Raw genomic sequence first — 13229 nt, forward strand, 5'->3', positions numbered from 1 at the left:
AAATTACGGGACTATTGCCTGCACAACAGTCCCGTAATATCCTTTTTAGTAGAAGCACACAATCGGCACGTCACACTCAATAATGTTATAAAGTTCTCCTGCTTTGTCAGGCGGCATATTGATGCATCCGTGAGATCCGCCTTCCAGATAACGGTCACCTCCAAAATACGGCTGCCAGTCCGCATCATGGAAACCAATGCCTCCATTAAACGGCATCCAGTAATTTACCTTTGCTTCATATTCATATTTACCGTTTGCAAGCTGTTTACCTCTGAGCACTCCCGGACTCTGTTTATAATAGAGTGTATAAATACCTGAAGGAGTCTGGCGGTCAGAATAACGCATATCGCCGGAAACGATGTCTGATTCAAAAATATCTGCACCATTCTGATAATAATACATGTGCTGTTCACTCAAGTCTACTTCAATGTAAGTATCACCGATATCATTATATCCGTGAGCATTCGCTGTCATAGAATAAACCGGCTCTCTGGTAGTCTGTGTTCCTGACCGGATCTCCTGCGTCAGCTGTGCCACTTCAGATGCCTGATCGATCTGCCATCCATATGCGGAACCGTAGACACTGACTGTTCTGCCGCTTGTTGTCTGGAATTCTCTCTCAGTTCCCACTGTATCATGTGAAGCTGCAAGCTGTGCCACATAATTGGCAATATTCTGCTGGAAGGATGCATCATCCATGATCAACTGCCCCTTCTCATCAAAGTTAAGCCAGTCTTTGATCGTGTTTCCGTCCAGTGTTACTGTCTCATCTCCAAAAGTATAAGTGATGCTTGCATTTGTAAAATTGTTGCATGCATCAAGTGAAGCCTGCAGATCCGGACTGTCGCTGGTGATGTCTGCCTTCACATAAACATCTGGATTACTGTTAAAATCGACAGATGTCTCATTCTCCGAAACAGCTTCTGAAAGAACGTTGTATGCTTCTCTTAAATTAAGCTCGCTTCCTTCAGTCTCAGGGACGATCTCGAACTGGGAATCACCGTATGCAACATATGCATTCTCCGGTGCTACCTGATTCTCCTCCTGTGCACAGTTCAGTGCTTTGACCTGTTCTTTCAGTTTTTCTTTATCATAAGTGGTGTTCTCTGTTACTGTATAGTTCTTCATCTCGAAATAGCCCTGGATCCATTCATATGGTTTCTGTGCTTTCAGAAGTTTAAGAATACTTCCGTCAGAAACATAGCTGTAGCCGATCTGATCTCCTTTAATTGTCTCAGGATCCTGATCTCTGGCATCTACTTCTATGGAATACCCGTCTACCGTCTTCGCAATCTCCTGCTCTGCCTCATATGCAGTCTTGCCGGAACAGTCGATGCCGTTGATGGAAGTTCCTTCAAAAAATTTGTCAGAGTAATAATATGACATTCCTGCATATGCTGCACCTGCACTTACTAGCACCATAGCGGCTGCGATTCCCGTAATCTTTAACCCTTTATGTTTCTTACGGACAGGTGGTTCGTATGGTGCAAGATCCTCGTCACTGATCGGCACATATGCAATCCGTCCGGGTCTTGCAGACTTGCGGGGTCTGTTTACTGCCTCTGTGCTGCCTTCCGATGCAGTATTGTTTCTTTCCTCTTTGTTGCCCATCTATTTTCTCCTCGATAAATAAGTGTTACTGTTTCATTCGCTTTTGTCAGCTTTCTCATTATAACATAATTCTTCCAGTTTGCATGTAGTATTCACTTTTTTCTTAAATTTTTTTTTAAAGATTTTATAAACGGGCAATTAACTGCCTGAACTTCTACAGTCCCAGTCTGCGTTTCATATCTTTCATGACATAGAAATACATGATGATCAGAAGCCCGCCTGCAAGTACCCACGCCATAGGGCTGGCCATACATGTACCAAAGTAACTCTTATGAGCTGCTGCGATCATGGCTGTGATACCTCGGCCTGCAAGTTCAGCTACGCCTGCAAGCATAGGAAGCAGTCCATATCCCATTCCCTGGATACCATTTCGCAGTGCATTGACAAAATGCAGCGGAATGAAGAATACTGCAACACATTTTACATAAGTGTCAACCATTGGAATAACCTCTGCCGCATTATCTGAGATAAACAGATAGGACAGATATTTTCCAAAGAAGAAAATAATTACACCTGTCACAATGGCATAAATGATCCCTACGATATGTGCGCTATTAAATCCCTGTCTCACTCTGTCAAGCTTGCGGGCACCAATGTTCTGTGCATTGTAAGTTGCCATTGTAGTTCCGATCGCAACGTATGCCTGCGTAAAAATGTTCTCAATCTTATTGCCTGCTGTAAATGCTGCTACCGCATAAGAACCCAGGATATTCAGTGCTGACTGCACCATCATGGTTCCGATCGCTGTGATAGAATACTGAAGTCCCATAGGAATCCCTACCATGATCTCATTTTTTGCAATCCCCGAACGGAATCTCCAGTCCTCTCTCTTTAACCTCAGTTCCGGTACACATTTTATGATATAGACTAGGCAGAGTACGCCTGATACTCCCTGTGCCGTGATGGTTGCCCACGCAGCACCTGCAACGCCCATATGGAAAACAATGATAAACACCAGGTCAAGCACGATATTCAGAAGTGCCGCAAGGATCAGGAAATACAATGGTGTCTTACTGTTTCCCAGAGCTCTCAGGATACTCGCCAGGATATTATATAATACCTGGGCAAAAATACCTCCACAGATGATCATAATGTAAGTATACGCATCCTGGAAAATATCTTCCGGTGTATTCATCAGTGTCAGCAGTGATCTCATTCCCACCATGCTGCCGATGGTCATGATCACAGAAATAATAATGGATAACAATCCCGCATTTCCTACTGACTGGCGCATCTCATCCATCTTTCCTGCACCAAATTTCTGTGAGGTAAGAACTGTAAATCCGGCTGTGAGTCCCATAAGAAAACCGATGATCAGGAACATGATGGTTCCTGTGGAGCCTACTGCTGCAAGTCCTTTGGTTCCTACGAATTTTCCTACGATTATGGCATCTGCCATGTTGTAAAACTGCTGGAATACATTACCTATAAATACAGGTATAGTAAAGTCTAGTATCATCTTCATTGGTTTCCCAACTGTCATGTCTGTCTGCATTCCAATACCCCCTAAATTCCTTTCTTAAATTATTTTATTTACCTGACTTTTCATCAGATATCAGAGCGATTATAGTTGAAAACTTTTTCCATTTCAAGATGTGTTTTCCATTTCCGCAATTTTCTACATAATCACAAAAAGACCCCCGGTAACCCAGAGGTCTTTTTCGTTATAGTCACGAAGAATCCATTCAGTGCTTCGCTGATTATTTCATTTTTTATTTCATCTATTATTTCTCTACAAGAAGAGATTTACCTGTCATATCTGCAGGCTGTTCCATTCCCATAAGCTGGATGAGTGTAGGAACGATGTCTGCAAGGCATCCGTTCTCACGCAGTGTGTATTTCGGGTCTGCATTTACAAGGATGAATGGTACAGGGTTTGTTGTATGTGCAGTCCACGGAGCACCTGTCTCATAGTCGATAAGCTGTTCTGCATTACCGTGGTCAGCGCAGATGAACATCTGTCCGTCAACTTCTTTCAGAGCTTCTACTGCTTTGCCTACGCATTCGTCTACAGTCTCTACTGCTTTTACTGCAGCTTCCTGTACGCCTGTATGGCCAACCATATCCGGGTTAGCAAAGTTGATCACGATCACATCGTATTTGTCAGATTTAATCGCATCTACCAGTTTCTCGCAAACCTGTGGTGCGCTCATCTCCGGCTGAAGGTCATAAGTTGCAACCTTCGGAGATTTTACAAGGATTCTGTCCTCGCCTTTGTTCGGCTCTTCTACACCACCATTGAAGAAGAATGTAACGTGTGCGTATTTCTCTGTCTCAGCGATACGTGCCTGAGTCATGTTGTGAGCTGCAAGGTATTCGCCAAATGTGTTCTGAAGCTGAACTTTGTGGAATGCAACCAGTTTGTTCTGGATGGTATCATCATATTCTGTGAAGCAAACGAATGTAACGTGTGGTCTTGCTTTTCTCTCAAATCCCTGGAAATCATCATCGCAGAATGCTCTTGTGATCTCACGTGCACGGTCAGGACGGAAGTTGAAGAATACAACAGAGTCATTGTCAGATACAACACCTGTCGGCTGTCCGTCTTTCTCGATTACTGTAGGAAGTACGAATTCATCTGTCTTATCATTGTCATAGGAAGCCTGAACTGCTGCAGCAGCGTCTGTTCCTTTTACGCCTTCTCCGGATGTAAGAGCATTGTATGCAAGCTCTACACGATCCCAGCGGTTGTCACGGTCCATTGCATAGTAACGTCCGGAAACTGTAGCAACTTCACCTACACCGATCTTCTTCATCTCTGCTTCGAGAGCTTCTACAAATTCTTTTCCTGATGCAGGAGGTGTGTCACGTCCATCGAGGAAGCAGTGTACGTAAACTTTCTCAACGCCCTCTCTCTTGGCCATCTCGAGTAATCCATAGAGATGTGTGTTGTGGCTGTGTACACCGCCATCAGAGAGAAGTCCCATAAAGTGTACTGCAGAGTTGTTCTCTTTTGCATTTTTCATTGCTGCAAGAAGAGCTTCATTCTTGAAGAAATCTCCGTCCTGGATCTCTTTTGTGATTCTGGTAAGTTCCTGGTATACGATACGACCTGCGCCCATGTTCATATGACCTACTTCGGAGTTACCCATCTGTCCGTCCGGAAGACCTACTGCCAGTCCGCTTGCATTTCCTTTTACAAAAGGATATTCTGCCATCAGCTTGTCCATTACAGGAGTCTTAGCCATGTATACAGCGTTTCCTTCTTTTTTGTCATTCAGACCATATCCATCAAGAATCATTAATACGGTTGGTTTTTTGCTCATAATATTCTCCTTTTATATGTGTTTCATTAATAACTGATTTACCTCTTTATATAGTAACAAAATTTCAGGATTTTTCAATTCTTTTTTTGCTTATATCTTTTATTATTCCTGATTTACTTGCCATATACACGGATAATCGTAGAAATCTTTCTTACGGAATCTCTGTTTCTCAGTTCTTCGATGGCAGTTCTGAAATCGCCTTCTCTTACGCTCTCAGTGATCACAACTACCTCTGCACATCCTTCTACTTTGGTATCTTTCTGGATGATCTGAGCTACGCTGACCTGATATTTTGCAAAAATAGCGGTCATTTCAGCAAGTACACCACAGCGGTCCTCTACTTTGAGACGGATGAAATAACGGTTATGTGTGTCCTCCATCTTCTTAACCGGAATTTCCTTATAACAGGTGCATCCGATTCTTCCGCAGCATCCAATCAGGATATTTCTTACGATATCAAATACATCACCTACTACTGCGCTTGCTGTTGGAAGTTCTCCTGCTCCTCTTCCGAAGAACATAGCGTCCTCTACTGCATCTCCGTGGACAAATACTGCGTTGTAGGAATCATTTACAGTTGCAAGTGGATGAGAACTCGGGATCAGCATCGGGCAGACATATGCCTCGATTCCGTCTGCTTCGTTTCTGGCAACACCGAGAAGCTTGATATCGCGTCCCATCTCTTTTGCATAGTTGATATCCTTTGATGTGATCTTTGCGATTCCCTCTGTATATACGTCATTGAATACTACGCAGGAATTAAAAGCTACAGATGCAAGGATCGCAACTTTACGGCCTGCATCGAGACCTTCGATATCTGCTGTCGGGTCTGCCTCTGCATAGCCAAGTTCTGTGGCAAGTGCCAGGGCATCCTTAAATTCCATACCTTCCTGAGTCATCTTGGTCAGAATAAAGTTTGTGGTTCCGTTTACGATACCCATTACTTCTGTCATATGGTTTCCGGCAAGACACTGCTTCAGCGGTCTGATGATCGGAATTCCACCTGCTACTGCTGCCTCAAACAGAAAATCTACTTTATTCTCATGTGCCGCTTCCAGGAGTTCATGTCCATGTACTGCAATCAGGTCTTTATTTGCAGATACTACATGCTTGCCTGCTTTTAATGCAGAAAGGATATACTCCCTGGCAGGATTAATACCTCCGATCAGCTCTATCACGATCTCAATCTCCGGATCATTTACGATCTCATCCCACTGGCTGGTGAGAATGGATGCATCCTCCAGTTTCGCTGCTGCTTTCTCGATATTTCTGACAAGGATCTTCTTGATCTCAACTTTACAGCCGATCTTGGCTGTCATTTCTTCTTCCTGATTCTTCAGTACTTTATATACACCTGTTCCTACTGTTCCAAATCCTAACAGTGCGGCTTTGATGACTTTTTCACTCATTTTGCAGGATTCCCCTTTCTTGTTCGTTGGTTTTTATACTAGGGCAGAATCGCCTATTTGTCAAGTTCGTCTATGTTTTTCAGCAAAGTATCTATCATATTTTCAAACTCTGAATTCTTTCTGCGAAGCCATTTTACATACCATATAGTTCCCATAACAGCCGTCCATACTGAAACACAGAATATCCCTGTTATTACCATATAAAACAGATGCCCTCTTCCCTGCCGCGGCGCACCACATACAAAACAGTAATACATTACCGCACATATCAATGCTGTTCCTGCACCTGTCATTACCTTTCTAATCGTCTTCATCTTATCACTTTCCTTCTCATAGTGTCGTTATAAAGACACTGTTATAAGAATCATTTTACCTTGATAATAGAAACGAAGCAAGAACAAAATGGACGGTTATAACAAATGATAAGTTACTCAAAATTATGGAAGACAATGAAAAAACGTGGAATTTCCCAGTATGACCTGTATACCTACTATGGGATCAGTAATTCTTTTCTGGATAAACTCCGCCATAATAAAAATGTAGAAATCCGCAGTCTTGATATTTTATGTTCAATTCTTGACTGCGATTTCGGAGATATTGTAGAACATATCCCGGACAGCTCTGTATCTCAGGAAAAATAATCTGTTTTGTGTTATAATTGTTTTGTATCTTTTGACAGAACAATCTGCTCTATTTTTTAATGTTTCTTCTGCATTTCTTCTTTCATAAATCCTACACTTGACTTCTTCTAAATTTCCTTCAAAATGCACTCATTTATAAATCTAACCTATAAATTTATTTATAAAAACAAAGGATTTTTTTCTGCATTTATGTTATACTTTTTAAGGATTATACAACATGCTAACCATAATTAAACCAACCCGTAAAAAATATTCACTTGAAAGGATTGTAACCTATATGAAATATGATGTAGTAATCATTGGCGCCGGACCTGGCGGCATTTTTTCTGCTTATGAGCTGATGGAACAGAACAAGGATCTTAAGATTGCTGTTTTTGAATCAGGTAATCCCCTGAATAAAAGGCACTGCCCAATCGATGGAAATAAAGTAAAAACCTGTATTAAATGCAAAACCTGTGCTATTATGAGTGGTTTCGGTGGTGCCGGTGCTTTCTCTGACGGTAAATACAACATCACCAATGACTTTGGCGGAACTCTTTATGAGCACATCGGTAAGAAAGAAGCTCTGGATCTGATGCGTTATGTAGATGACATTAACGTTGCCTACGGCGGTCAGGATACAAAAATGTATTCTACTGCAGGAACAAAATTTAAGAAGCTCTGTATGCAGAATAAATTAAAACTTCTGGATGCTTCTGTGCGTCATCTGGGAACAGATATCAATTATGTAGTTCTGGAGAATCTTTATGCCAAATTAAAAGAGCATGTGGATTTCTTCTTTAATACTCCGGTAGATCATCTGCAGCTCCTGGATGACGGTTATCGTATCATCACAAAAGACGGTACAACAGATTGCAGCAAATGTATTGTTTCTGTTGGCCGAAGCGGAAGCAAATGGATGGAAGAAGTCTGTAAGGAGCTGGATATCCCAACCAAATCTAACCGCGTAGACCTTGGTGTACGTGTAGAGCTCCCGGCCGTTATCTTCTCCCATCTAACTGATGAGCTTTATGAAAGCAAGATTGTTTACAGAACAGAAAAATTCGAAGATAATGTAAGAACTTTCTGTATGAATCCTTACGGTATTGTCGTAAACGAAAATACAAACGGTATTGTCACAGCTAACGGACACAGCTATGAAGATCCGTCCAAGCAGACCGAGAATACAAACTTTGCACTTCTGGTTGCAAAGCATTTCTCAGAGCCTTTTAAGGACAGTAATGGATACGGCGAAAGTATCGCACGCCTTTCCAATATGCTTGGCGGTGGCGTTATTGTTCAGCGTTTCGGAGATCTGGTACGTGGAAGAAGAAGTACCGTCGCACGTATCGAAGAGGGCATGGTACGCCCGACACTGACAGCTACTCCTGGTGACCTGAGCCTTGTTCTGCCGAAGCGTATCCTTGACGGAATCATCGAGATGATTTATGCTCTGGATAAAATTGCTCCTGGTACAGCAAACGACGATACCCTTCTCTATGGTGTGGAAGTTAAGTTCTATAATATGGAAGTTGAGATTAATGAAAATCTGGAGAGCAGATATAAAGGGCTGTATATCATCGGTGACGGAAGTGGTGTCACTCATTCCCTGTCACATGCTTCTGCAAGTGGTGTTTATGTAGCACGTCAGATTGTTGAGAATCTGTAATTTATCAGACAGCTATAGTTTCTTTACCACCTGATAAATCCGGTCAAGCGGATAAAATCATCTGCTTCGTTACTTGCTCATAATCGAATAAAACTGATCTGCTCCGCAGTTTCAGTTAAAAAATGGAGACTGTAGCTCATTCGAACCTACAGTCCCCATTTTTATATTCTCATTAGTTTATATTCTGGTTAATTTAAAAGAATCAGCCCAAACATCTAAGATCATGCTCTATGATATGCCATCCATTTATCTAATCCTACACGTTCAAAAGAACCACAATATTGAAACCCGCATTTCTCCAGAAGTCTCTGCATTGGAATATTATCTGCATAGGTGTCCATTCGGATATTCGGTATCTGCGAATATGCCCAGTCCAGGCAGTAAGAGGCGGCGCCTTTCACAATTCCTGTTGATGCAACCCTGTGAACTACCGCATAAGGTTCTTCGTTCAGCCATTTTCCATTAATCCATCTGTAGTCGTCATCTTCTTCCACTGCATAGTAGAATACACAGGCAATCTGTTCCTTTTCTATGCACAGATACATGCGGTCGAAATCCTGCTCTATCAGTTCTCTTGACGGATATTCGTCTCCCCACTGTTCTGCATTGCCGTTTGTACGCATAAATTCTCTTGCTTTTTCATAAATCTGCATGATCTGATCCAGATCCTGCACAGATGCTTTTCTTATTTCCATATATATTGACCCTCGTATTATATAATAGTAGTCTCATTTTATGTTTCTAATTTATTGTCTCTGCAATTATACGCATAAGTTTTTCGATTTCAATCGGTTTGGCAGCATACCCGTTCATTCCTGCTTCAAAAGCAGCTCTGCGGTCTTCCTCGAATGCATTTGCAGTCATAGCAATGATTGGAATCTTCGACCGACTGTCAGGCAATTTACGGATCATTTTCGCAGCCTGATAACCATTCATAACAGGCATCTGAATATCCATAATGATCAGATCATAATATCCTGCATCTGCTGTTCTCAGCATATAAAGTGCGATTTCTCCATTCTCTGCGATTTCCACCTGAATTCCTGCATCAGAAAGAATCGTCAAAGTTATCTCCGCATTAAGGGCATTGTCTTCAACCAGAAGGATTCTTTTGCCCTTTAATGATATCTCCGGCTTCTGCTGTTCATTCGGTTTACTGTTCTCTGCCAAAGCCAGCTTTAACGGGATTTCAACTGTAAAGCAGCTGCCTTTTCCCTGAGTACTCTCTACTGTGACCGTTCCATTCATCAACTCCACAAATGATTTCACGATTCTCAGACCCAGCCCGGTTCCCATAATGCCGCTTTCCGAAGTATTTCTTTCCCTGGAAAATGCTTCAAACAGATGTGGAATATATTCTTTGTTGATCCCAATACCAGAATCTGCCACCGCGATCCTTAATAACATATGATTCGGCTCTGCCGCAGAAAGCTCTTCTATATTTACATCTACGCTTCCATATGTCGGTGTATATTTTACTGCATTACTCATAAGATTCATCAGAATCTCTCTCAATTTCATTGTATCGCACAGCACATTCTGATGAGTTATATCAATATGACGGGTAACTTTCAGACACTTACGAGTGATTTCATTTTCCAGCAAAACATCCAGTGTTCCATTTAGTTTCCTGATATCCCATACAGTTTCATGCAGCGTTTCCTTCCCACTCTCAATTCTTGACACTTCCAGAATATTTCCGATCAGTGCCAGCAGAAAACAGCTGGAGTCTTTTAATTTGTTTAAATATTCTTTTGTTTTCTCTTTTTCTCCCCAATGACTCTCCATCAGATTCGCATACCCAATAATCGCATTCATCGGAGTCCTGAGATCGTGCGACATGGCAAACAAAAAATCTGTTTTGGCCTTGCTTCCATCCTGTGCCTGCTGCAAGGCTTTTCGAAGCATCATCATATCAGAAACTTCCAGAAATGTAGTTACTGCAACTCTTTCTCCACTTGGCAGATAAATAGACTTTGTTTTTGCCATGGCATGGCATTCTTTCTCACTGTCTTTATTAATGATGCATTCATAGTCAACTACAACATCTTCATCGCGCAAACGCTTTAATTTTTCAATAGTTTCCTTTTCCGGATAATATACTTTCTTAAGGATTGTGCCCAGATTCTTCTGCACTTCCCTGATGTCTTTTACATTATACATTCTCAGTGCTTCTTTGTTCATATGTATAACTCTATGACTTGGAAGTGTATATGCCAGCAGTCCACAACTCTGTACATCCAGAAGATCTCTGTAATAATTCTCCTGGATAACCTGTTCTCTTCTGAGATTCATATTCTGTTCTGCCAGACGGCGTTCTGCAAATTTATCACGTTCCAGACGCATGATATCCGAAATATCCTGATGCGTACCGATTATACTGGCACAGTCTGTCACCGACATATCTCTGCATCCGCCACAGCGAACCAGCATTTCACCTGAAACAGGATGAATATAACGATATACAATCTCTGTTCGCGTTTCTGTCAGTTTACTCATATATTCCCGAAACAGTTCTCTGTCATCCGGATGGATCCGTTCTAAAAAAAATGCCTGACGTTCTTCCGGTGTTACAGGTTCTGTGATCCCCAGAAGTTCATCCATCATAGAATCTGCATAGAACCGCCCTACTTCATTATCGCAAAATTCCACTCTCCAAAGTCCGATTCTTGATGTGTGAAGAATCTTTTTTTCATCCATATGCTGTTCACCCATGGCAATAGACTCCCTCCACTGTTATTCTATTTTGTGGACTTTGCATGAAAGTTACACTAAAGACCATTTTGCCCCTTTCGGGGCAAGGCCTTCATCCTTCCAAAAAAATCATCAGTTCCCGTAAGCTTTTGCCGCTGTTATGAAACGCATCCATGATCTGCTTGGATTCTATCTCATGCTTTGCTTTTTGTAGTTCAAGTAGCCTGGCTTCAAGAGCCTCCTGCTTTTGTTGAACCTTGATCAGTTCATTCTCAACTTTTTTGATCTCAGTATCAATCGAAGATATCGAACGTGTCCTGCTCATAGGTGTCTTCCTCCTTATTTTTTGATAATAGTGACTGATTATTCTGTGAACTCTGCAAAAAAGTTACACTAAATCCGCTACACCGCATAAATACTAGAGTTTCATGGATGGTTTTAGTGTAACAGTTACACTAAGACCAATTTGGGGAAAATGGCTTGTTTTCAAGCTTTTTAGCCATTTAGTGTAACTTTTATGAAAAGTTCAGATATTTAATCAAACTAATACTCTCTTTCGATTTGATGCATGATTCTGTTAAAACTTCGCAGATACCTTGTCTCCTCTTCTCTTTGTCAGAAGACAGACATTTTCACAGTGGTCTGTAAAACTGAACATATCAACCGGCTGTATTTTTCTTACTTCATATCCGTGTTTCGTAAGATACTCCAGGTCTCTTGCGAGAGTTTCAGGGCCACAAGATACATATACAATCCTAGATGGTCCCAGCTTAATCATAGATGACATAAATTTCTTATCACTGCCTGTACGCGGCGGATCCATAAACACTACATCCGCAGTCTCACCGTTCTCTGCCATTGCTTCCATAAACTCCCCGGCATCACCCTGATAGAAATGTGCATTTGTAATCTTATTCTCTCTTGCATTAATTTTTGCATCATGCACAGCATCGGGATTTAATTCCACACCTATAACATTCTTTGCTCTCTTTGCAGCAACCAATCCGATCGTTCCGATTCCACAATAAGCATCAATTACTGTTTCTTTTCTGCCAAGACCTGCATACTCAATTGCCGTCTTATACAGGATTTCCGTCTGTACAGGATTTACCTGATAGAATGACTGTGGAGAAATTCGGAAAGAACATCCACAGAGTGTATCGCGGATAAATCCTTTTCCGTAAATTACAATATCTCGTTCTCCCAGCACCATACTGGTCTTCTTATCATTGACATTCAATACCACTGTGGTGATCTGTGGATATTTTTTTCGTAAGGCTTTTACGAAATTATTCTTTGATGGAAATACCGGAGATGCTACAACAAGGACTACCATAATCTCATCTGTAGAAAACCCTCTTCTTACCAAAACATGACGAAGAAGGCCATAACCTGTGTCTTCATCATATGTTTTTATTTTAAAAGATTTCAACATATCACGAATTGTACGGATAATTTCCTGACTGATCCTGTCTTCGATCATACATTCTTCTACAGGAACTACTTTATGTGTTTTTGCCTCATAAGTTCCACAGATGATGTTGCCTTTTCTATCTCTGTCAAATACTGCATGAACTTTGTTTCTATAATAAAATGGATCATCCATTCCAATAATTGGCTTTACATTTCCAAACTTCTTAAGAAGTTTGCTCATTTTCTTCTGCTTAGCAGCCAGCTGTTCTTTGTAAGGAACGCCTTGATACTGACAGCTTCCACATTTTTTTGATACGCTACATTTTTTTATTTTTTCTTCCATGAAAAATTAACCTGCTTTCTGTCTGCATACTTTCTATAATTATAACAGCGAAAACAGGTTCCTGCAATCAAATAGCATCTATTCTGTTTCTCAATTTTAATGCTAACTTCCCATTTTTTTCCTACTCACACCCTGTTATTAGCTAAAACAAAAGGTTTTAAAGTTTTTTGCTAAGTAAACATACCTACTCATTTATCCACCAAC

At 41.2% G+C, this 13229-nt stretch carries 11 protein-coding genes; 2 read left to right on the plus strand and 9 right to left on the minus strand.

Features of this window, described 5'->3' with window-relative positions:
- Positions 1-45 precede the first annotated feature (45 nt).
- From ACTNES_RS05590 to ACTNES_RS05610, 5 genes are all read right to left on the minus strand, one after another.
- A complete protein-coding gene (locus ACTNES_RS05590) occupies positions 46-1611 on the minus strand; it encodes a L,D-transpeptidase family protein (protein ID WP_291807513.1) in 1566 nt (521 codons plus the stop codon).
- Positions 1612-1765: 154 nt separating this feature from the next.
- Positions 1766-3106, minus strand: coding sequence for an MATE family efflux transporter (locus ACTNES_RS05595; RefSeq protein ID WP_291818193.1), 1341 nt, complete (start codon positions 3104-3106; stop codon positions 1766-1768).
- A 229-nt stretch (positions 3107-3335) separates the two neighbouring features.
- Entirely contained in the window at positions 3336-4877 is a 1542-nt protein-coding gene (gpmI, locus tag ACTNES_RS05600) for a 2,3-bisphosphoglycerate-independent phosphoglycerate mutase (protein ID WP_291807518.1), read from the minus strand.
- A gap of 113 nt (positions 4878-4990) precedes the next feature.
- Positions 4991-6286, minus strand: a complete 1296-nt coding sequence (locus ACTNES_RS05605; RefSeq protein ID WP_291807521.1) for a homoserine dehydrogenase — start codon at positions 6284-6286, stop codon at positions 4991-4993.
- Positions 6287-6339: 53 nt separating this feature from the next.
- Positions 6340-6600 carry a hypothetical protein gene (locus ACTNES_RS05610; protein ID WP_291807523.1) on the minus strand — a complete coding sequence of 87 codons (261 nt, stop codon included), beginning with the start codon at positions 6598-6600 and terminating at the stop codon, positions 6340-6342.
- Positions 6601-6705: 105 nt separating this feature from the next.
- Here ACTNES_RS05610 and ACTNES_RS05615 point away from each other — a divergent pair, with 105 nt between their 5' ends.
- Both ACTNES_RS05615 and ACTNES_RS05620 read left to right on the plus strand, forming a co-directional pair.
- Positions 6706-6927, plus strand: coding sequence for a helix-turn-helix domain-containing protein (locus ACTNES_RS05615; protein ID WP_291807526.1), 222 nt, complete (start codon positions 6706-6708; stop codon positions 6925-6927).
- A gap of 217 nt (positions 6928-7144) precedes the next feature.
- Positions 7145-8575 carry an NAD(P)/FAD-dependent oxidoreductase gene (locus ACTNES_RS05620; RefSeq protein ID WP_441038778.1) on the plus strand — a complete coding sequence of 477 codons (1431 nt, stop codon included), beginning with the start codon at positions 7145-7147 and terminating at the stop codon, positions 8573-8575.
- Between the two features lie 221 nt (positions 8576-8796).
- On the opposite strand, the gene ACTNES_RS05625 is transcribed toward ACTNES_RS05620, so the two are convergent.
- From ACTNES_RS05625 to rlmD, 4 genes are all read right to left on the minus strand, one after another.
- Entirely contained in the window at positions 8797-9270 is a 474-nt protein-coding gene (locus ACTNES_RS05625; RefSeq protein ID WP_291818188.1) for a GNAT family N-acetyltransferase, read from the minus strand.
- A gap of 46 nt (positions 9271-9316) precedes the next feature.
- Positions 9317-11290 carry a hybrid sensor histidine kinase/response regulator gene (locus tag ACTNES_RS05630; RefSeq protein WP_291818185.1) on the minus strand — a complete coding sequence of 658 codons (1974 nt, stop codon included), beginning with the start codon at positions 11288-11290 and terminating at the stop codon, positions 9317-9319.
- A gap of 91 nt (positions 11291-11381) precedes the next feature.
- Positions 11382-11594: a DUF4315 family protein gene (locus ACTNES_RS05635; protein WP_291818183.1), complete on the minus strand. Its 213-nt coding sequence runs from the start codon at positions 11592-11594 to the stop codon at positions 11382-11384.
- Positions 11595-11846: 252 nt separating this feature from the next.
- Positions 11847-13025 (minus strand): 23S rRNA (uracil(1939)-C(5))-methyltransferase RlmD, encoded by a 1179-nt coding sequence (rlmD, locus tag ACTNES_RS05640; protein ID WP_291817096.1) that lies wholly within the window; start codon positions 13023-13025, stop codon positions 11847-11849.
- Positions 13026-13229 lie beyond the last annotated feature (204 nt).

This window comes from Blautia sp. HCP3S3_D9, from assembly GCF_052063845.1.
Lineage (GTDB): Bacteria > Bacillota > Clostridia > Lachnospirales > Lachnospiraceae > Blautia_A.

Coding starts and splice junctions, on each gene's coding strand:
- ACTNES_RS05620 (WP_441038778.1), top strand. CDS start 7,145: ATGCTAACCATAATTAAACCAACCCGTAAAAAATATTCACTTGAAAGG.
- gpmI (WP_291807518.1), bottom strand. CDS start 4,877: ATGAGCAAAAAACCAACCGTATTAATGATTCTTGATGGATATGGTCTG.
- rlmD (WP_291817096.1), bottom strand. CDS start 13,025: ATGGAAGAAAAAATAAAAAAATGTAGCGTATCAAAAAAATGTGGAAGC.
- ACTNES_RS05605 (WP_291807521.1), bottom strand. CDS start 6,286: ATGAGTGAAAAAGTCATCAAAGCCGCACTGTTAGGATTTGGAACAGTA.
- ACTNES_RS05590 (WP_291807513.1), bottom strand. CDS start 1,611: ATGGGCAACAAAGAGGAAAGAAACAATACTGCATCGGAAGGCAGCACA.
- ACTNES_RS05630 (WP_291818185.1), bottom strand. CDS start 11,290: ATGGGTGAACAGCATATGGATGAAAAAAAGATTCTTCACACATCAAGA.
- ACTNES_RS05595 (WP_291818193.1), bottom strand. CDS start 3,106: ATGCAGACAGACATGACAGTTGGGAAACCAATGAAGATGATACTAGAC.
- ACTNES_RS05625 (WP_291818188.1), bottom strand. CDS start 9,270: ATGGAAATAAGAAAAGCATCTGTGCAGGATCTGGATCAGATCATGCAG.
- ACTNES_RS05610 (WP_291807523.1), bottom strand. CDS start 6,600: ATGAAGACGATTAGAAAGGTAATGACAGGTGCAGGAACAGCATTGATA.
- ACTNES_RS05635 (WP_291818183.1), bottom strand. CDS start 11,594: ATGAGCAGGACACGTTCGATATCTTCGATTGATACTGAGATCAAAAAA.
- ACTNES_RS05615 (WP_291807526.1), top strand. CDS start 6,706: ATGATAAGTTACTCAAAATTATGGAAGACAATGAAAAAACGTGGAATT.